This is a genomic window from Shewanella sp. MM_2022_3 (assembly GCF_022557375.1).
Lineage (GTDB): Bacteria > Pseudomonadota > Gammaproteobacteria > Enterobacterales > Shewanellaceae > Shewanella > Shewanella xiamenensis.
Genome location: NZ_JAKZGV010000044.1, coordinates 13020 through 34380, shown reverse-complemented (window position 1 = coordinate 34380; position 21361 = coordinate 13020). Strand labels below are relative to the sequence as shown.

Below are 21361 nucleotides of genomic sequence, written 5' to 3'. Positions count from 1 at the left end.
TCACTGTCTAAAGAAGGTGAGAAGCTGTATTTGGTTGCAGAAAAAATAGTCAATAGTTATAAAGAGTTTGATAGTGTTGTAGAATATTTTTTTGAAGAAGAACCAATAGTAATTGTTACTCAACCTAGGCTTTACACAAAGTATGTTGCACCTTATTTGACAGATGAGTTGATAAACAATAATTTATTTCATATTAAAACTGGCGAGTTGACAGCAATTAAAAGTTGGCTGGATAAGGAAGATGCTGACATAGTGATTACTGAAGGGTTATTTGATAGTCATTCTAGATATATTAATGAAGGTGTTATTGATGTATTAAAGTTTAGTTGGGCTAAAAAAGTTAATGAACAGTTTGATATCCCCTGTCCAACACTCGTTCATTCAAAAGTCTGGGATCATTGGCATGATTTATCATCAGCTTTAAATCGAAACAAAGAGTTTAAGCGTAAGTTAATTATTGATACGCCAGATTTTGCTGAGCGTTTGATTGAGTCTGGTGTTGGTATTGGACTGCTACCGAACATTATGATTAGTAATAATGCTAATTTAGAAGTATGTCATGGTCCAACTAGAAACAATGTTCTCGGGCCAATATGCCTTTATTCAAAGAAATATTCACAACATAAAAATTTAAGGTCATTGGTTAATATGTTTAAAAAGGAATCAAGTGACAGTTAGTCGTTTATATAAAGATAATATTTTTAGCCTTTAGGACTAAATCTTTAGTTTATTAACTGCACGTCATGCGTGGCAGCTAATGCTTGAAGAGTAAATGGCAGAAAGCCTATCACTTTTTGCCACATACTCCCCAATAAACTGCAAAATAATAAAGGCTTAATATTATGGGAGACGAGTAACGGTAGACATTAGACGCTCGTTGGACAGTTGAGTTGTAATTGTATCACCAAGACTGATTTGACTTGCAGATGTGATAACTTCACCGTTTTTGTCAGTTGTGATGCTATAGCCGCGACTTAAGGTGGCTAATGGACTGACAGTTTCCAGTTGATGGGCGGCATATTTAATTCGCTGCTCGCTTTGATTGAGTGTATCTTGCATTGCGTCCCGCAAACGCGTTGCTAAATAGCTCAAACGATTGGCCTCAAGTGCGAGTTTATGTTTTGGTGATTGTTGCTCGAGGCGACTTGCCAGTTGCTGCTGACGGCGACTTAAGCCATGCAGTTTGTTAGAAAGTGCGGCTTCGAGCCGTAATTGCATCTCATCGAAACGCTGCTCAAATTGCTGTAAGGTGCGTTTAGGGTCTAAGCGTTGCAGTCTGTGCTCGAGCAAACTTAAGCGTCTCTCTTGCTTGAGTTGATAGTGGCTTGCGCTTTGTTTAAGGCGGGCAAGTACTGTGGCTAAACGTTGGCTTTTATTGTCACTGTCCTGTGAGAGCAGCTCTGCACCTGCTGAGGGCGTGGGGGCACGCACATCGGCGACATAATCGCTTATTGTGGTATCGACTTCATGGCCCACGGCACTCACTATGGGCAGTGCGCTGTTATAAATGGTATGGGCGAGCGCTTCGCTGTTAAAACACCATAAATCTTCTAACGAGCCACCGCCGCGGGTAAGTAGTAATACATCCACCTCAAGCCGTTGATTGGCGATATTTATCGCTTGGCAGATATTCATATCCGCATTTTCACCCTGTACTTGTGTCGGATAAATAATCACTTCAATCGATGGATCACGGCGGGCAAGCACATGCAAGACATCACGGATCGCCGCGCCCGTGGGGGAGGTGATGACCCCGATGCGTTGAATATTTTTCGGTAACTGACGTTTAGTGTCGGCGGCAAATAATCCCTGCGCGGCGAGCTTCATTTTCAACGCTTCAAATTGTTGTGCCAGTAAGCCATCTCCTGCGGGGAGCATTGACTCAATCAATAATTGATAGTCGCCCCGCGGCTCGTAAACGCTAATCGCACCTTTTACGATCACCTGCTGGCCATTTACGGGTTTAAAGCTAACGCTTTGGTTGCGCCCCTTAAACATGGCACAGCGAATTTGTGAATAATGATCTTTAAGGGTTAAATACCAATGGCCTGAACTGGGGGCTGAAAAGTTGGAAATTTCCCCATTTAGCCAGATCTTACCCAGTTGCCCCTCAAGAATTTGTCTGACTTCACCATTGAGGCGTGAGACGGTATAAATATTATTTTTAGGGACTTGCATGTGTTTTCTCGCGCAAATGGGATTTTTTCACTATTTTCCATTTACCGCTCCCTAGATGCAAGGTATAATCCCGCCGCAATATTTCACCTCTAAAATCCTACTCAACTGGGGAGATGTTGCCTATGCTACGTTTAATTAAAGAAGCGCTAACTTTTGACGATGTGTTACTTGTTCCTGCGCATTCTACTGTACTCCCAAATACCGCCATTCTTAAAACTCGCCTGACCAATACCATTGAACTGAATATTCCGCTTGTGTCTGCCGCTATGGACACTGTGACCGAAGCGCGTCTTGCGATCGCCATGGCACAGGAAGGTGGCTTAGGTTTTATTCATAAAAACATGAGCATAGAAAAGCAGGCCGAAGAAGTTCGTAAAGTAAAAATTTACGAAGCAGGTGTAGTTCAACAACCTGTGACGGTAACGCCTTCAACCACGCTGGCTGATTTAAAAGTACTGACCGCCAAGAATGGTTTTGCGGGTTACCCTGTGGTCAACGAAGCCAATGAATTGGTGGGTATTATCACTGGCCGTGACGTACGTTTCGTGACTGATTGGAGCAAAACCGTAGAAGAAGTGATGACGCCTAAAGCGCGTTTAGTCACGGTTGCCGAAGGCACTAAGTTAGATGAAGTGCAAAAATTAATGCACTCAAACCGTATCGAAAAAGTGTTAGTTGTCGATGATAATTTCAAGCTGAAAGGCTTAATCACAGTTAAAGACTTCGAGAAAGCCGAGCGTAAACCTAACGCCTGTAAAGATGAGTTAGGTCGTTTGCGTGTGGGCGCCGCTGTGGGTGCGGGTGCGGGTAACGAAGAACGTGTCGATGCGCTGGTGAAAGCCGGTGTCGACGTGCTACTGATTGACTCTTCCCATGGCCATTCTGAAGGCGTACTCCAACGTATCCGTGAAACCCGCGCTAAATACCCAGATTTACAAATTATCGGTGGTAACGTGGCGACAGCGGAAGGCGCATTGGCCTTAGTTGAAGCCGGCGTTAACGCAGTTAAAGTCGGTATTGGCCCTGGTTCTATCTGTACCACACGTATCGTGACGGGTGTGGGCGTGCCACAAATTACTGCGGTTTCTGATGCGGCCGAAGCCGTAAAAGGATTAGGTATCCCTGTTATCGCCGACGGCGGTGTGCGTTTCTCTGGCGACTTAGCCAAAGCGTTAGCGGCGGGTGCATCATGCATTATGGCGGGCTCAATGTTCGCAGGTACTGATGAAGCGCCGGGTGAAACCGAGCTTTATCAAGGTCGCGCCTATAAGTCATACCGCGGTATGGGTTCACTCGGTGCCATGTCTCAAGGTTCTTCCGATCGTTATTTCCAATCTGACAATGCTGCCGACAAGCTTGTGCCAGAAGGCATTGAAGGCCGTGTACCTTACAAAGGTAAGCTGAAGGAAATCATCCATCAGCATATGGGTGGTTTACGTTCATGCATGGGCTTAACAGGCTGTGCCACTATCCAAGAGCTGAATGAAAAAGCCCAGTTTGTGAAAGTAACTTCAGCGGGCATGGGCGAGTCCCACGTGCACGATGTGACTATCACTAAAGAAGCGCCGAACTATCGTTCAGGTTCTTAAGCGTTTGTAATACCGGGGCGGCAGTTAGCCGCCGCGGTATTAAGATCCGTATGCCCTCAAGATTGCACCTCTCGTCTTGAGCTAAGTTAAAACAATAGATGAAATAAAGGTTATCCATGAGCGATATTCATGAGCATAAGATACTGATCCTCGATTTTGGATCTCAGTACACCCAACTGATTGCCCGTCGTATCCGTGAAATTGGTGTTTACTGTGAGTTATGGGCATGGGATGTGACAGAAGCCCAAATTCGTGAGTTTGCCCCGAATGGCATTATCCTCGCGGGCGGCCCTGAAAGCGTGACTGCGGATAACTCTCCCCGCGCACCTGAATATGTGTTCAATGCTGGCGTACCTGTTCTTGGTATTTGCTATGGCATGCAAACCATGTCTGAACAGCTTGGCGGTAAAGTGATCCAAGGTGTGGGTGAAGGCGAATTTGGTTATGCCCAAATTGAAATGCTTACCGAATCTGCCCTGTTTAAAGGTATTGAAGATGCCGTTAGCAGCGAGGGCAAGTCCCTGCTGGATGTGTGGATGAGCCATGGCGATAAAGTGTCGGCGATCCCAGAAGGCTTTGTGGCCGTAGCTAAAACCGATACTTGCCCATTCGCGGCCATGTCTTGTGAGGAAAAACGTTTCTACGGCGTGCAGTTCCACCCTGAAGTAACCCATACCCGTCAAGGTATGCGTATGCTGTCGCACTTTGCCTTAGATATCTGTGGTTGTGCAGCCAACTGGAAACCTTCTTCAATCATCGAAGACGCTATTGAACGCTTGAAAAAGCAAGTAGGTGACGATGAAGTGATTTTAGGTCTGTCTGGTGGTGTGGATTCATCTGTCGTGGCCATGCTGCTGCACCGCGCAATTGGTAAGAAGCTGACCTGCGTATTTGTTGATAACGGCTTACTGCGTTTAAACGAAGCGAAGCAAGTGATGGAAATGTTTGGCGACCACTTCGGTCTCAATATTGTCCATGTGGATGCGGAAAACCGCTTCCTTGACGCGCTGAAAGGCGAAGCCGATCCAGAAGCGAAACGTAAAATTATCGGCCGTGTATTCGTTGAAATTTTCGATGAAGAAGCCAAGAAATGCGTTAACGCTAAATGGTTAGCCCAAGGCACTATCTATCCAGACGTGATTGAATCCGCTGGAAGCGCCACAGGTAAAGCCCATGTAATTAAGTCGCATCATAACGTTGGCGGTTTGCCAGATGATATGGAGCTAGGTCTAGTTGAGCCACTGCGTGAACTCTTTAAAGATGAAGTGCGTAAGATTGGTCTCGAGTTAGGTCTGCCATACAACATGCTTTATCGCCATCCGTTCCCAGGCCCAGGCTTAGGTGTACGAGTACTTGGCGAAGTGAAGAAAGAATACTGTGATTTGCTGCGCCGCGCCGATGCGATTTTCATCGAAGAGCTGCACAAAGCTGATCTTTATAACAAAGTCAGCCAAGCTTTTACCGTGTTCTTACCGGTTCGCTCTGTCGGTGTAATGGGCGATGGCCGTAAATACGATTGGGTGGTGTCACTGCGCGCCGTTGAAACCATCGACTTTATGACCGCTCACTGGGCACATTTGCCATATGATTTCCTTGGCCGCGTATCAAACCGCATCATCAATGAAATCGACGGTATCTCCCGCGTGGTTTACGATATTTCAGGTAAGCCACCAGCGACTATCGAATGGGAATAAGTTAATTACGGCTCATCGATTCGATGAAGGACCCCGCCAAAAGGCGGGGTTCTTGTTTATGGAGGTAATGCTTAAAACATTTTTTCTAAAGAAGTGACAAAGATTGGATCAGGTATTTCTTGCCCAATAAGTCTCTTCTTTCGTTCCTTGTTTCTTTCTTTGATTGCTTTCTCCCTTGCTTGGTTAAACACAGGGGAATAATGTGACCATTTACAAGCTATCGGAGGTTGTGTATTAATGCGGGCATCCAGGCAGGTTTTGGCAATGATTAGATACCGCCAGAACTCCTCTGGTGTTGGTGCATCCCACATATTTTGAACCCATTTTTGTGCCCATAGAGCATTCTCATACTCTGTAAATGCATGTTTAGCTGCTTTGGCACACATACCTTTACCATTGATGTGTTTATCAATTATGTCAACGAGTTTATCAGACTGAGTCGAGTATCCTGCAATCGTTATGGCGTATGCTTGATCTAAACTATTTTCGCTGGAAGCAAATTGTTGAATCAATGATGTAATAAAGTCAGCCGCACCAAAACGCTCTGCTGCGAGTATTTCTCGGGCAAGAACAGCGTCATTTTCGGCACCTAACAGTCTTTGATACCACAACTTTTCTATTGGTTTAGACACTTTGCTTCCCCAAATGGCTTGATGCTCAAGGGTAAGTTCGTCTCCCAAAACAAGTGTTACGAAACCTTGTGACGTTACTGCTCGGTTTAGCAGGAGGGCAGCTTTTTCTGGATGTTTCGAAGAAAGCAGGTTCGCAACGGCAAAGGCCAAGTTCTTGAGCCAAACAAATTTAGTGTCGCCTGTTTGCTCTATAATGCTGTACAGTTCATCGAGCAAAGAGGGCACTTCAAAAACTAGGCGTTGGAGATTATCTATAGTAATTTCTTTAACTAAGAGTTCAGCATCAGAGCCTTTCAGTTTTGCGAAAAAAGCCTCTGCTACTGCATTTAGTCTGCTTTGCTTTTCGTCGAAATAATCATCGTTATCTAGAATTTCCTCTAAGCTCTTTTGCTTAGGGAAGCGTTCGTTTGTTCGATTTGACTCTTCGATAGATATGAAAGCGTATGGGGCTAATTCAGTCCTAGATAGTTCCAAGTCTGCAAGTGGAAGTTGTATTTTGCTGGCAGCAGTAATCCCGCTTGTAAGTCGTTGTATAAAGCAGTCTACCATTGGTTTAGCAAATGATTTTCCTAATCTATTGGCTGATGCGAACCAAGTCTTGTAGCTGATTCGATTTAGAAGATCTTCGATCGATAATTCGTTTCGAAAGCACGCCTCTACCAATAGCATAGAGCCGAACCACTCCTCATAGGTTTTTTCGTCTGCTGACGTTGCGTTCCAACTATCTTGCGTATGCACCTGTCGAACACGATCCAAATCATTGAGCACCGCTAATTCATAGATAACCGAGCGAAGCATAGATGAATCATATCTAAAACACTTTAATATCAGATCTTCGAGTTCACTATTTATCTGGGTTTTGCCATATAGCGCAGCCGCAAGAGCTCCATAAACAGCTTCTTCATCGTTAATTTCGAGTGATTTTTGAAGTGCTGCGACGATTCCTTCTGTTGGTTGGCGTTTAAGGCTTGGGATGGCTTTTAGTAAATATTTTGTCCCTACGATTTTGCTCGTCATGCATTTGAGCTGTTCTTCTGCTGAAATTTGTGCGGCTGCATAGTAAAACACAAACATCTGACAAATATCCCGATCATTTTCTGGCAGTGTCTCAAAGGCATCGCTTTCCACCATTCTATTGAGAATGCTTTTAGCCAAGTCAGGGGTGACCAATGGGATGTCATCTTCACAGTTCAGAATGACCTGCCGCAGAGGAAGTCCTGTTCTTGTCAACAACCCGGCAAGAAGACTTCGAGTTTTTTCAATAGCGACTGCGGGTTCAAATCGGCATGCAACTGGCAGGAATTGTATGAAGCTGTGGTCTTCGCTGCTTTGCCATATCCTTGTCTGCAACATCATATCGGAAGCAAGATCTGTGAATTGTTGAAGCCCATGCTCCATATCAGTTGGTCTTGTGGCGTCAGGATCCGCCACTTTGACCTGTCGCCACTCGTAAGGTGATGGTTGGTCAAAGCGATACCAATCTTTTCGTAGTTCTTCTGCAATGGCATTTGCTTCTGCTGCATTGGTTTCTTCACCGGTTGCATTAAGCATTCGAACAACCGTCCACTGGCCACCTTTCGAAGTAGTATTGGTGCGTAGTGGCTCAATCGCTCTGAGGAAGGAATATCTGGTTGCTGCGCGCTCCACCCGATTAAATGTTGTAAGTTGATTAAATGCCTTCCGTGCAAAAGAGATATCTTTATTCAATGAAAAAGCTAAGCCCATCGCAACAAAGCTTTCTGCGAAGCCAACGAGGGAGCGTCCTGCCAGTAGTCGAAGTGCCAATGTAAATAACTCGTCAGGCGAGCCTGATACTTCGGTCATCTGCGTCAGTAGTTGCTTTTCAAAAGAGGATAAAGAAGACAAGGTCTCTTCGATTTCAGATTTCTTTCTCTCAAGCTGTTTTTCGTACTCTGAGTCATTTCGCCTGTGATAACGATTAGTCTGCTCAACAGGATCTTTGTTGTAGCAGTGAAGCCACTGATGTATGGCTGCTTCAGCCGCTTGCCATCCTATTTTAGATTGCGTGACTTCAAATGCGGCGTGGATGAACCAGTCTTGATTTATCCTCCGCCCTTTTTCGAGGCAAAGAATCTTTAAAACATCGAAAAGCGTTTCTGGTTGAAGCTTGACGATCTCAACGAATTCTTCAAATCGACAGTCGTCCACGTTTTGAAGGTTGGCAAACTCATTTAGTAGACCTGATAAGATTTTATTATCAAATCTAATGTCGTCGTCGAGCGCGCAGATCATTAAAGATGCAAAGAGCACATCAGCGGTTCGGTCCATAGCCTGTATCGGCTCGATAAGCTGGCATATCCGAGTGGCTAAATTCTGTTTTGCCCGAAGCGTTTGCCAAAGTTGGTCAATCAGCGTGAAGCCGAGTGCGAGAGTCAAACCCTCTTCACGTAGTTCGTACTGATCACCAGGCCCAGGGAGAGTTTGGAAGAAGCGTGTCTCAATGACGGCGCTGGAGTCTGCCTGAAAATTCTGAGGTGGTTCGTTTATAGATGCCTGCACTCGCTTTAACACCTCTGCAGCGTGCTGACTGAGGCGGTTGGTCAAATCCGCGAAGGTTTCGTTTTCGTAGTTTTCAAGCTGTGACGCGCGAAGGTGCTCCATTAGCAACCTATCGGTTGTCAACCCTTTCCAAGCCATTGCCTCCTTATGAGGAAGTATCGCAATGGCAATGCTGAGTAACCTTGGATTTTGGAGTGTTGTCAGTGTTTGTTGGTCGAGCCAATCAAGGGAAATGCCATGGTATGTAAGCAGCGTATCGCGCTCTACTGATGACCATTCAGGGACTTCAATGACTGTGGGGGTAAATGCTATTCCTCTTGCTATTATTTTCCGCCAAAAGTGAGGCCTGACAGTCACAATTAGCCGACCTCCAATTTGGGATAGTTGGGATTGTATACCGTTAATCAGCTTGTCCCAGCTGAGGTTTTGACGTTGGTTTAAACCATCAATAACGACCAAAAACTGAGCTTTTGGTGGTGTAATCCTCCAAGCCTGAAGGCGATGTCTCCATCGACTCTTAAGTGCTTCAGAAGCCACTTCATTGGTTTGCTTAATCAAAATATCAATGAGGAAGTCATCAAGTTCTTCTACCGATGTACCCTCAAGTTGCTCTGCACTGACGAATAACGCCAAGCCTTTAGTCTCAGAACACAATTGCGCTGAAAGCCATGACTTGCCGTGGCCCTCATCACCCAACAGAATGACTTCTTTGCCAGCTTGAATTTCACCTGCGATCTGATCTCGCAGTTCAGTGCGCATTAACGGGAAGGATTTATCTTTTAATACCGCTAGCCCTTGCCCTAAACGCTGCTGTGCTAAACGCGTGTCGCAAAATGTTTCAACTCGCCATTCACGGTTTAACTCAGTCGCTCGTTTTAACGCCAGCTTCGAAACATTGAGGTTCGACTTGAGTTTTTGAAGGAGATTTTCAAATTCTGGATGGTTTGAGATTGTTTGGAATGACGACTTGAGTTCACTATCAGTTAGCTTTGGTTGGCTCGTTTTCTCTAAGTAATTTTTGACGATGAAATCGATGGCTGGATCGCCAGCTGCAACCACAGCTATAGCTAGAAGCGGTAGTGGGGCAGAGGTCCAATCCAAAATAAACGTAGAAATATCATTTCGGTCACCATCTTCCTGGATATCCCTTGCAATCTGTGAACTTACCTCTGTTGTCGCCCCAAGAATCCATAAACGATCTGCGGCACTTTGGTTACGAGCTAAATCCGCTATTTTCGTTAAGACGTCATTTCGATGAATATCACCAGAGTATCGCTTAGCTTCGAAACAAATCGAGTCAAGGGGCATAGCAGCATCTCCATCCATGCCACCTTGTAGACCGCTTGCCGCAAGGCGAAATGGTATACCAGTCAAGTTTGTCAGCACAATGCGAAGAAGCCCTTCAAATCCATCGCCTCCTGCTGCCTTGAGAGATAAAATGCCATTTCTGATGGTTTCAAGGCTTTTTGAGTATTGATAAACAGATTCACTCATGTGTTTTCTCGTTTAATTTGGATGGAGCGTTGCCCCTATTAATAATGCTATTTCTTTCAAAATTAAATTACTGATAATGGGAACAGCTTAATTGAAAGGGATATCTATAGTGCGCATTTTTCTCAACATAGTAATTCCTCTAGATGTTACTTACCCCTACAGTCTTTGTAACTGATTTTTTTTAAAGGTATTTTTACTTGTTTTATTCTTCAAGGTAATTGTATCTGAGTGAAGCTTTGTCAGCTAAAGGCGCCAAGTACGCCTTTTTTATTGGTTATAGGTATAATTGCCGTATTCAGTTGTGAGTGAATGTTTTTAGTGGGAAAAAACGAGTGAAATTTAAACAAGCGGAATCTGAACAAGTGCAATCGAAACAGGCTGAAATAGATGTCGTTTCGTTATCCTCTGTAGAAAAAGCGCCTGTCAGTTTGGACTCACCCCATTTTGACCAATCAAAAGTTGATGAACATTGGATGCGGGTCGCGATGGCCATGGCAGAAAAAGCCGAAGCCGAGGGCGAAGTGCCAGTCGGGGCAGTCTTAGTTAAAGATGGGCAGCAAATCGCGACTGGGTATAATTTGTCTATCAGTCAGCATGATCCCTGTGCCCATGCTGAGATCCTCTGTTTGCGTGCCGCAGGGCAAACTGTTGAAAATTATCGACTCCTTGATGCAACTTTATATGTGACTCTTGAGCCTTGCGCTATGTGTGCTGGCGCTATGGTGCATAGCCGTATTGCCAGAGTGGTATTTGGGGCTCGGGATGAAAAGACTGGCGCTGCGGGAACTGTGCTTAATCTCTTGCAACATCCCGCTTTTAATCATCAAGTTGAGGTAACATCTGGCGTGTTAGCGCAGGATTGTGCTGACCAATTGAGCCGCTTTTTTAAACGTCGTCGGGAGGAAAAGAAGGCTTTAAAACAGGCTCAAAAGGCGCAGCAGGAGAGGATTTCTTAAGGACTAAATTGAGTTATTGTTTTGATTTAGTCTTGCGCTTGCAGAAAGGTAAAAAATAGTTTGTGACGATTCAGCACTCGGCGATGGCGAATTTTAAGTAAAGTACGACGGCGAGACGCATTGTTATTGATGGTTTTTCTTCTCATATAGACCCCATTTCAATCTTGTTATTGTTTAAGTTAAGGCTACTTTGCTTGGGTTACCATTTTGGTTGAGAGACAATGGTTAACGCTGCAATCATTTTTGTCTTTATTTGTCATTACGACAGTATCAGTAGAGATCTCATGCGGCAATCCCCCCAGGATGCATCTGCTCTATAAAGCAGCATTTTTACCTCAAAGTGGCTTCACTTTAGCGTGTATTCACTTAATCTAAGATTAAAAGCTAAGGCTTATTCTGTTGGCGTTTCAACACTGTGGCGTAACTCAAACTATTTGGCAGATATTTGTTGGGCTACTTTGGCTTATCAGGGCTTAAGGTGCCAGATACTGGTGCGGGTGTATCTTCTGAAGCGAGATCGCTGGGTTCGACGTCATCACTATTTTGCTGTTGAGACTGATTATCGACCCAGACTAAGGTGTCGTAGTAGCGACGAATGCTATCCACATAATGCACGGCTTCACTACCGCGGGCGTAACCGTAGCGAGTCTTTTGGTAGTATTTGCGCTTTTGCAGCAGTGGTAACACCTTTTTAAGATCTCGCCACGCGTTGGGATTTAACTCCATAGATTCAGCAAGTTTACGGGCGTCTTCTACATGGGCATAACCGATATTGTAAGATGCCAGTGCAAACCACATGCGTTGACTCTCGGGAATCGACTCGGGTAAACGGTTGATCATATCCCGTAAATAGGCGGCGCCGCCGCGGATACTTTCTTCCGCATCGAGTCGGTTGGTGATGCCAATTTCTTTGGCGGTCGGTTGTGTCAACATCATCATACCGCGCACGCCAGTCGGTGAGCGGGCATTGGGATTCCAATGGGACTCTTGATAACTGGTCGCTGCTAATTTTCGCCAATCTAAGTCACCGGCGTGGGTTTCAAATAACTGGCGGTAGCGTGGTAACACAGTTTCGATAGCGCGTAGGAAGGCGCGGGTGTCGATATAATCGAAACGTTTAACATGGCCAAAATATTTTTCGTTTAGATGATCGAGTGTGCCAGCTAATTTTTCTTGGTGCCAAAATGCTAGCAGTTGACTCATCAAACCATCGCTATGATTGGCGGGTAATAACCAGACTACATCGAGCTTCTCTTCAAGTACTAATCCAGCGCGGAGATCGGGTAAGTAGCGGCGGTTTATTTGTACGCTACTGGAGTCGGCTATGGTGTAGTCAATTTCTTTATTGGCGATCATTGCCAGCAGTTCTTCGCTGTCTTTATCTGTCACTTGATCCCATACCAGCGTCGGATGGCGTTTCTGCAATTGAGTCAAGGTTTCGACAAATGCTGAGTCGGCAATAACAGTAATTTTACCTTTTAAATCAGTAATATCTTTGGGTGTAGGCATACCTTCACGGTAAACCAATACTTGATTAACCCGATAAAGTGGCGGGCCTAAACGGAATTGCTCGCGCCGTGTTGGGGTTTCTGTCATCCCTGCGGCGATGATATCAATCTCGTTTTTTTTCAGTGCTTCATAGAGCTCTACACGACTGGTATAGGGCACCATTTTTAAGGGGACATCGAGGTATTCGGCAAAGAGCACGGCCATATCATAATCGAAACCGCTGTTGCCTTGGCCCGAGGTCATATAAATTTGCGGGCCATAGAGCGTGCCAACTCTTAATTCGGTGAGTTTATGGGGGACGTATTCTGTTTCTTCCACGGTAACTTGCTGACAGGCAGTCAGTAAGAAACCCAAGATAGTCAAGAACAGAAATCGAGCCATTAAGTACACTTTATTAAATAAAATCAAAAAGATGAATAGTAGAAGGTCAGTGAGGTAACTAAGATAAACTAGCTGACATTGCTGTGATTATATCCGTTTGTCACCGATTACGTAAAAAAATCGTATCGAATGGTGTGCAAACCAAGAAAAAAGGTTTGCTTTTTATCTTATAGGAAACACTGTTTTGCGTAAGGTCACAGGTGATTTGTGACAGACATTTCCCTATAATAGCGCCATCTCTGACCCCTGCAATTATAAATATAAGGTGAATTGACGTGATGGAGATCATCCGCGGAGCCCCAGCACTCTCGACGTTTAGAGTGCAAAAGCTAATGGAGGCCTGCGTAAACGCTGCGCTTCCGGTACGCCAAATCTATGCTGAGTATGTTCATTTAGCGGATTTGAGCGAGTTGCTTGAGACTAATGAGCGCAAGCAACTTGAAAAAATTCTCACCTATGGACCTGCTATCGAAGCCCATACCCCCCAAGGTTCACTCCTGTTTGTTACTCCCCGCCCCGGCACAATTTCCCCATGGTCTTCAAAAGCTACTGATATCGCCCACAATTGTGGTCTAGGTAAGGTAAAGCGTTTGGAACGTGGTGTTGCCTATTATGTGGAGTCAGACACTTTGACTGCCGAGCAGCAACAAACCCTCAAAGGGTTATTGCACGACCGTATGGTTGAAGTGGTTCTGGACGATTTTGCAAAGGCCGATGTGCTGTTTAAACGCACTGAACCGGCGCCTTTCAAGAGTGTGAACGTGTTGGCTGAAGGTCGCCGAGCCCTTGAAGTGGCCAACGTCGAAATGGGTCTGGCGCTTGCTGAAGATGAAATCGATTATTTAGTCGAAAACTTTGTCCGTTTGAACCGCAATCCAAATGATATCGAACTGATGATGTTTGCTCAGGCTAACTCTGAGCACTGCCGTCACAAGATTTTTAACGCAGATTGGACAATTGATGGTGAGGCGCAGCCTAAGTCTCTGTTCAAAATGATTAAAAATACCTTTGAAACCACACCCGACCACGTGTTATCTGCCTATAAAGATAATGCTGCTGTGATGGAAGGTTCGGTTGCGGGACGTTTCTTCCCCGATCCAAACGGTGTTTATAGCTATCACACTGAACCAATGCACGTACTGATGAAAGTGGAAACCCACAACCATCCTACGGCAATCAGTCCATACCCTGGTGCGGCGACGGGTTCAGGTGGTGAGATCCGCGATGAAGGTGCAACCGGTCGTGGCTCTAAACCTAAAGCGGGTTTAACTGGCTTTAGCGTATCGAATTTAAAAATCCCAGGTTTTGTTCAACCCTGGGAAGGTAATTATGGTAAGCCGGATCGCATCGTTAGCGCTCTGGATATTATGACCGAAGGCCCATTAGGCGGCGCCGCGTTTAACAACGAGTTTGGTCGTCCAGCCCTGTTAGGTTACTTCCGTACCTATGAGCAAGAAGTCTCTAGCCACAATGGCGTAGAAGTGCGTGGTTATCATAAGCCTATTATGTTAGCGGGTGGTTTAGGTAATATTCGCGAAGAGCATGTACAAAAAGGCGAAATCACCGTCGGTGCTAAGCTGATCGTACTCGGTGGCCCTGCGATGAACATCGGTCTTGGCGGCGGCGCGGCTTCTTCGATGGCGTCAGGTCAATCGAGCGAAGATTTAGACTTTGCATCAGTACAGCGTGAAAACCCAGAAATGGAACGCCGCTGTCAGGAAGTGATCGACCGCTGCTGGCAGTTAGGCGATAAAAACCCAATCCAATTTATCCACGATGTGGGCGCGGGTGGTTTATCTAACGCTTTCCCTGAGTTAGTGAATGATGGCGGCCGTGGTGGTATCTTCAATCTGCGCAACGTGCCATCGGACGAGCCGGGCATGAGCCCGCTGGAGATCTGGTGTAACGAATCGCAGGAACGTTATGTACTTTCGGTTGCTGCCGAAGACTTGCCTTTATTTACTGCAATTTGTGAGCGTGAGCGCGCACCGTTTGCGGTAGTGGGCGAGGCGACGCAAGAGCAGCATTTAACCCTAGCCGACAGCCATTTCGATAACAATCCCATCGATTTACCACTCGAGGTGTTATTAGGTAAAGCGCCTAAGATGAGCCGTAATGTGGTGTCTAAAAAGGCGGTTTCACCTGCACTTGAGCAAAGCAATATCGATATTAAAGATGCGGTTAAACGCATTCTTAGCTTGCCAACAGTGGCGGACAAAACCTTCTTGATCACCATTGGTGACCGCACAGTAACGGGTCTAGTGAACCGTGACCAAATGGTTGGCCCATGGCAAGTACCCGTTGCAGATTGCGCGGTAACTGCGGCAAGCTTTGATACCTACGCCGGTGAAGCCATGTCACTGGGTGAACGTACGCCGCTGGCACTGCTCGATTTTGGCGCCTCTGCCCGTATGGCGGTGGCCGAATCGATTATGAACATCGCGGGTGCGGATATTGGTTCGTTCAAACGTATCAAACTGTCGGCTAACTGGATGTCGGCCGCAGGTCACCCTGGCGAAGATGCGGGTCTTTATGAAGCGGTTAAGGCCGTCGGTGAAGAGCTGTGTCCAGAACTTAGCCTGACCATTCCTGTCGGTAAAGACTCCATGTCGATGAAAACCGCATGGCAGCAAGATGGTGTGAATAAAACCGTGACATCACCAATGTCATTGGTTATCACGGCCTTTGGTGTGGTGCAGGATATTCGTAATACCGTGACGCCAGAGCTGCGCAGCGATAAAGGTGAAACCTCTTTATTGCTAGTTGATTTGGGCGCGGGCCAAAACCGCTTAGGCGGTTCTTGTTTAGCGCAGGTTTTCGGTGAGTTAGGCGATGTCGCACCAGACTTAGACGATGCTGCACTGTTACGTGGTTTCTTCGAAACCATGCAAAAGCTGGTGGCTAATAAGTTAGTGATTGCTTACCACGATCGTAGCGATGGTGGTTTATTCACGACCTTGGTGGAAATGGCCTTTGCGGGTAACACTGGCTTAGACATTGATATAGAAGATCTACAGGGCACTGATTTAGAAATACTCTTTAATGAAGAGCTTGGCGCTGTGCTACAAGTGAGCCGCGATAACGCTGCCAAAATCGCCGCTCAGTTTGCTATCGCAGGCGTTCCTTGCCATGTGATCGGCACATTAGCCGATGATCAACGCATCACCATTAAAGAGGGTGAGCGTGAAGTGTTCAGTGAAACCCGTGTTGCACTGCGTACCTTATGGTCTGAAACCACTTACCGTATGCAAGCACTGCGTGATAACCCAGCCTGTGCATTAGAAGAATTTAAGCTTAAGCAGGATGAAACTGACTTAGGTTTAACGGTTAAGTTAAGTTTTGACCCAAGTGAAGACGTTGCTGCGCCTTATATCCTTAAAGGTGCTGCACCTAAAATGGCAATCCTGCGTGAGCAGGGCGTAAACTCCCATGTGGAAATGGCTGCTGCGTTTGATCGCGCAGGGTTTGAAAGCCGCGACGTGCATATGTCTGACATTCTGTCAGGCCGCATTAGCCTTGAAGAGTTCCAAGGTCTAGTGGCCTGTGGTGGCTTCTCCTACGGTGACGTATTAGGTGCCGGTGAAGGTTGGGCTAAGTCGATTCTGTTTAACGAGCGTGCTCGCGATGAGTTTTCACGTTTCTTTGAACGTGACTCAAGCTTTGCGCTCGGCGTGTGTAACGGCTGTCAAATGCTGTCAAATCTGAAGGAAATTATTCCTGGTAGCGAGCATTGGCCACGTTTTGTACGTAACCGTTCAGAGCGTTTTGAAGCACGTTTCAGCTTAGTTGAAGTGCAACAAAGTCCGTCATTGTTCTTCCAAGGTATGGCGGGTTCACGTATGCCAATCGCTGTATCCCACGGTGAAGGACATGCTGAGTTTGCTAGTGCACAGGCGCTGGCCTTAGCAGAGGCTTCTGGCACCATTGCGCTGCGTTTTGTGAATGGTAAAGGTGAGATCGCCACCCAATACCCACAAAACCCGAACGGTTCGCCAAACGGGTTAACCGGTATCTGTACTACTGATGGCCGTGTGACCTTGATGATGCCACACCCTGAGCGTGTATTTAGAACGGTTGCGAACTCTTGGCACCCAGATAACTGGGGGGAAGACAGCCCATGGATGCGGATGTTCCGCAATGCGCGAGTCAACTTAGGCTAAGGTTTTTATTGATAAAACTATCACTTAAGTGACTAAAAAGGAGCGAAAATTTTCGCTCCTTTTTTATATATAAAACGCATCTTTTAAAAAAATAATATATTTTAATATGTTAGCTTTGCATGCGTTTATTCTAATGCAGTCAATTTGAAAAATACCGACTTAATCAGCTAAATACCTCTTAATAAGTAGTTCACACAAGTGAAACAAAACCTTATTGCCATTTTTTAACTGCTTTAATGCCAGCCATCTGCGGACAATAAAAATAAAAAGCCCCCAACTCATCGAGAAGGGGGCTCGTTTTGCGCTAACAAAACTTCAAATCAAATCAGTATTATTTCAGAGTAAGCGGTGAACGATTACAGCTCATGCGCTGTATAAAGTTCAACAAAAACACGCTTATAGCTGTTAACCAGACGTTCGAATAAGTTTGTCATATCTCTTTCTCCACACCAAAGTTAGACCTATGTGCGCGGAGTTGGGCTTGTCTGGGACACTTCACCAGTCGTACCAAACCGTCTCCTTAACACAGGAGATATATTAACCAATCTCACAGTCACTCTCAAACGAGAAAAAATACAATTAATCATTAAAAAAACTAATTAATATTAGTTGATTTGTTTTTGGTTTAAGCTTTTTTGATTTTTTAATCTGTTGTTTATATTGGTTTATTTTGTATGGTTACATTTTTTATGATTGTTGTTTTATTAGTGTTAATGTTGTTTTTTATTTGTTTTTTGTTATTTTTACTGGTTATGGTATGAATTTGTTTTAAAGTGCTTAAAAGTTTATTTTTTAATTCTTTTAATCTTGTTCTCTACTTCATATTTGCTTTCCTGTCAACAGGGTGTCAAAGTGAAGTGTGTGCCCTGCCGCAAAACCCATCTAAACCCCTGAGTTTGATTGATTTGAATCAAAGGCGGGTGGTATAAAATACTCACAAATGAAAGCGATTAAATATCTTAACTATCTGATATTTATATCGATGGGATCATTTGTAGGATTGGGTGGTGAGGTGGAAGTCTCAAAGCCGAGCGATAGTGTGACTAGGGTCTCAGTATGCAAGGAAAAAGGGGATTTTTAGGCCTTGCTGCCTCGATGTAATGAAAAAGATGATATTTAACGGTTTATACTGGCTTCAGCTATAAACACAAAATGAAAACTCACTATCCTACAAAGGCACTTGCTATGAATGGCTCATGTTGTCGTAGCAATTGGACGCACCACGTAAGGAGTCACCGATGATTGTTGAAGAGGTTGTTGAGCTATCGCGGCTACAGTTTGCGCTGACAGCCATGTATCACTTCCTGTTTGTTCCCTTAACCTTGGGGTTGGCATTTTTGCTGGCTATCATGGAATCACTCTATGTGATGACTGATAAACAAATTTATAAAGATATGACTAAGTTCTGGGGTAAGTTGTTTGGTATCAACTTTGCCTTGGGTGTATCAACGGGTTTAGCGATGGAATTCCAGTTTGGTACTAACTGGTCTTACTATTCACACTATGTAGGTGACATCTTTGGTGCACCGCTGGCCATCGAAGGTTTAATGGCATTCTTCTTAGAATCGACCTTCGTAGGTATGTTCTTCTTCGGTTGGGATCGTTTCTCAAAACGTCAACATTTAGCGACAACTTGGTTGGTGGCTTTTGGTTCCAACTTCTCCGCATTGTGGATTCTGGTAGCAAACGGTTGGATGCAAAACCCTGTAGGTAGCGTGTTCAATTACGAAACCATGCGTATGGAAATGACCAGCTTTGCTGATGTTATCTTCAACCCTGTTGCACAGGTGAAGTTTGTTCACACTGTGGCTTCTGGCTATGTAACAGGTGCAATGTTCGTATTAGCGATCAGCTCTTACTACATTCTGAAGAAACGTGACTTACCTTTTGCCCGTCGTTCATTTGCGATTGCCGCCAGCTTTGGTATGGCATCTATCCTGTCTGTTATCGTTTTGGGTGACGAATCAGGTTATAAAGTGGGTGAAGCGCAGCGCGTTAAGTTAGCGGCAATCGAAGCTGAGTGGCATACAGAGCCAGCTCCAGCGGCCTTTACTGCAGTTGGTTTCCCAAATCAAGAAACCATGCATACCGATTTTGCGGTGAAGATCCCTTACGCAATGGGTATCGTGGCAACACGTTCTTTAGATGAAGAAGTGACTGGTCTGCGTGACTTAGTGGCTGAACACGAAGTGCGTATTCGCAATGGTATGAAAGCCTATGAGATGCTGGTGAAACTGCGCGCTGGTGATAAGTCTCCAGAATTACGTGAAGCATTTGAAGCGGCTAAAGTTGACTTAGGTTACGGCTTACTGCTGAAACGTTACACCGACAACGTAGTTGATGCGACAGAAGAGCAAATCAAAGCGGCTGCGAAGGATTCTATCCCGAACGTGGCACCGATTTTCTGGAGCTTCCGTGTGATGGTTGGCTTAGGTTTTGTGATGTTGATTGTGTTCGCGGCGGCCTTCTGGCAAAGCACACGTCATCAAATCGAAGAGAAAAAATGGGTTCTTAAAGCGGCGCTCTTTAGCTTGCCATTACCTTGGATTGCGATTGAGTGTGGTTGGTTTGTGGCTGAATATGGCCGTCAACCTTGGACCATCTCTGAGGTTCTGCCGACCTTTATGTCTGCTTCGAGTCTAACGACTGGGGATCTGTGGTTCAGTATTATTTCGATTTCACTGTTCTACACTGTGCTGCTGGTGATCGAGATATTCTTGATGCTTAAGTTTGCCCGTCTTGGCCCTAGCAGTTTAAAGACTGGTCGTTATCACTTCGAGAAACTAGAAGCCTAAGCAGAGGATTTCATTATGTTTGATTATGAAATATTGAGAGTTATCTGGTGGGCTCTGATCGGCGTACTGTTCATCGGATTTGCGGTCACTGACGGTTTTGACATGGGCGTGGGTGCACTATTACCGATTATTGGTAAAGACGATACTGAGCGCCGTATTATGGTCAACACTATTGCCCCCCATTGGGACGGTAACCAAGTATGGTTAATCACCGCGGGTGGTGCCTTATTTGCGGCATGGCCTATGGTATATGCAGTATCTTTCTCTGGCTTCTATGTGGCCATGATGTTAGTGCTGTTTGCCTTGTATACCCGTCCAGTTGGATTTGACTATCGCTCTAAGATTGAAAATCCAAAATGGCGTAAATCGTGGGACTGGGCGTTGTTCTGTGGTGGCTTTATTCCACCGCTGATCATCGGTGTGGCCTTCGGTAACTTACTCCAAGGTGTACCATTCAATTTCGATGAGTTCCTGCGTGCGACTTATCACGGTGGTTTATTTGGCCTGTTGAACCCATTCGGTTTACTGGCGGGCTTAGTGAGCGTGAGCATGTTTATGATGCAAGGCGCTGCTTGGCTGCAAATGAAGACCGACGGTGAGCTGCGTGTACGTGCCGCGAATGCGACTCAGCTATGTGCACTGTTAGTGGCAGTATTATTTGCCGCTGCGGGTGTGTGGTTAGCCAATGGTATTGATGGTTATGTTATCACTTCAACCCTTGACCACCATGCATTGTCAAACCCAACGCTGAAAACCGTTGCGGTTGAGTCTGGCGCTTGGTTAGCCAACTACGATAAGTATCCTATTACTATGCTGTTCCCAGTATTAGGTGTGGCATTACCACTGTTAGTGATTGTGGTGAGTCGCTTAAATCGTTCAGGTTTCGCATTCTTATTTAGCTCGCTGACTGTGGCGATGGTGATCTTAACTTGTGGTGCAGCAATGTTCCCATTCGTTATGCCATCTTCATTAGATCCTAACGTGAGCTTAACCATGTGGGATGCGACTGCGAGTGAAATGACATTAACTGTGATGACTTGGGCGGCGATTATCTTCGTTCCAATCGTGTTAAGTTACACTGTATGGACTTACTTCAAGATGTTTGGTCGTTTAAACCGCAAACATATTGAAGATAACAAAGCCTCACTCTATTAGAATTAAGGAGCATCTACTATGTGGTATTTCACGTGGATATTAGGGGTTTTGTTAGCCTGTTCCTTTGGTGTGATCAACGCCCTGTGGCTTGAAAACACTGAGAATATGGACCGCTCAAGCGATGACGCTGAGTAATCGCTAAACTCCAACAGCGTAAATCATCTAAAACCCTGCATCTGCAGGGTTTTTTATTGGAATAAAAAAATACCAGTACGCTAATCCTAAACACGCTGCTTATTCGCATGCATAGACAATAAGCCTGTTTAAGGAGGGAAGATTATGACTGAAATTATCGATA

11 protein-coding genes are annotated in these 21361 nt (G+C 45.3%); 8 read left to right on the top strand and 3 right to left on the bottom strand.

What is annotated here, in order from left to right:
* Positions 1-678 (top strand): hypothetical protein (locus MMG82_RS17230; RefSeq protein WP_241407181.1); only part of this gene is annotated, 678 nt, incomplete at its 5' end.
* Between the two features lie 162 nt (positions 679-840).
* Here the strand turns inward: MMG82_RS17230 and xseA are convergent.
* Positions 841-2178 (bottom strand): exodeoxyribonuclease VII large subunit, encoded by a 1338-nt coding sequence (gene xseA / locus MMG82_RS17225; protein WP_047534042.1) that lies wholly within the window; start codon positions 2176-2178, stop codon positions 841-843.
* Between the two features lie 122 nt (positions 2179-2300).
* On the opposite strand from xseA, the gene guaB reads away from it, so the two are divergent.
* The gene (gene guaB / locus MMG82_RS17220; protein ID WP_037420671.1) at positions 2301-3767 is read left to right on the top strand and encodes an IMP dehydrogenase; all 1467 of its coding nucleotides are present in this window, start codon (positions 2301-2303) and stop codon (positions 3765-3767) included.
* 116 nt (positions 3768-3883) lie between these two features.
* Positions 3884-5461, top strand: coding sequence for a glutamine-hydrolyzing GMP synthase (gene guaA, locus MMG82_RS17215; protein WP_047534040.1), 1578 nt, complete (start codon positions 3884-3886; stop codon positions 5459-5461).
* A 71-nt stretch (positions 5462-5532) separates the two neighbouring features.
* On the opposite strand, the gene MMG82_RS17210 is transcribed toward guaA, so the two are convergent.
* Entirely contained in the window at positions 5533-10107 is a 4575-nt protein-coding gene (locus tag MMG82_RS17210; protein ID WP_241407180.1) for a hypothetical protein, read from the bottom strand.
* A gap of 428 nt (positions 10108-10535) precedes the next feature.
* Here MMG82_RS17210 and tadA point away from each other — a divergent pair, with 428 nt between their 5' ends.
* Positions 10536-11063, top strand: a complete 528-nt coding sequence (gene tadA, locus MMG82_RS17205) for a tRNA adenosine(34) deaminase TadA (protein WP_081990946.1) — start codon at positions 10536-10538, stop codon at positions 11061-11063.
* Between the two features lie 453 nt (positions 11064-11516).
* Here the strand turns inward: tadA and mltF are convergent, their stop codons facing one another.
* On the bottom strand, positions 11517-12953 hold the full coding sequence (mltF, locus tag MMG82_RS17200) for a membrane-bound lytic murein transglycosylase MltF (RefSeq protein ID WP_037420663.1): 1437 nt from the start codon (positions 12951-12953) through the stop codon (positions 11517-11519).
* Positions 12954-13231: 278 nt separating this feature from the next.
* Here mltF and purL point away from each other — a divergent pair, with 278 nt between their 5' ends.
* From purL to cydX, 4 genes are all read left to right on the top strand, one after another.
* On the top strand, positions 13232-17113 hold the full coding sequence (purL, locus tag MMG82_RS17195; RefSeq protein ID WP_047534036.1) for a phosphoribosylformylglycinamidine synthase: 3882 nt from the start codon (positions 13232-13234) through the stop codon (positions 17111-17113).
* Between the two features lie 1238 nt (positions 17114-18351).
* A complete protein-coding gene (locus MMG82_RS17190; RefSeq protein ID WP_037420657.1) occupies positions 18352-19908 on the top strand; it encodes a cytochrome ubiquinol oxidase subunit I in 1557 nt (518 codons plus the stop codon).
* Positions 19909-19923: 15 nt separating this feature from the next.
* Positions 19924-21063, top strand: a complete 1140-nt coding sequence (cydB, locus tag MMG82_RS17185) for a cytochrome d ubiquinol oxidase subunit II (protein WP_037420654.1) — start codon at positions 19924-19926, stop codon at positions 21061-21063.
* Positions 21064-21081: 18 nt separating this feature from the next.
* Positions 21082-21198, top strand: a complete 117-nt coding sequence (gene cydX / locus MMG82_RS17180) for a cytochrome bd-I oxidase subunit CydX (protein WP_011622029.1) — start codon at positions 21082-21084, stop codon at positions 21196-21198.
* Positions 21199-21361 lie beyond the last annotated feature (163 nt).